Source organism: Streptomyces sp. NK15101 (assembly GCF_020400725.1).
Taxonomy (GTDB): Bacteria; Actinomycetota; Actinomycetes; order Streptomycetales; family Streptomycetaceae; genus Streptomyces.
Map to the genome: position 1 here is coordinate 1 of NZ_JAINVG010000222.1, position 415 is coordinate 415.

Consider the following 415-nt stretch of genomic DNA (forward strand, 5'->3'; position numbering starts at 1 on the left):
ACGTTGCCGCAGACCACCTTCGCGGTGTCGTTGACCTTGTAGGACTCGCCCGAGCCGGTGGTGGTGATCATGCCCTTCTGGAGGGTCTCGAAGGAGCCGTTCTCCAGCTGCTTCGGGGTGAGCTTCTGGCCGACGACGTGGTAGGTCAGGATCTTGGTGAGCATGTCCTTGTCGGCGAGGACCTTGTCCAGATCGGCCTTCGGAATCTTCGCGAAGGCGTCGTTGGTCGGCGCGAAGACCGTGATGTTCTCGGCGCTGTTGAGCGTGTCGACGAGCCCGGCCTGCTTGACCGCGGTGACCAGGGTGGACAGGGCCGGGTTGTTGGACGCGGCGGTGGCGACCGGGTCCTTGGCCATGCCGTCGAAGGAGCCCGCGCCCTCCTTGGGCACGCCGGCGCAGGCCGGGCCGAAGGGCT

General features: G+C 66.5%; 1 protein-coding gene. It reads right to left on the reverse strand.

The genetic code is table 11. The features are described from left to right. A partial coding sequence (locus K7G60_RS38710; RefSeq protein WP_225805646.1) for a fasciclin domain-containing protein occupies positions 1-415 on the reverse strand: 415 nt, incomplete at both ends.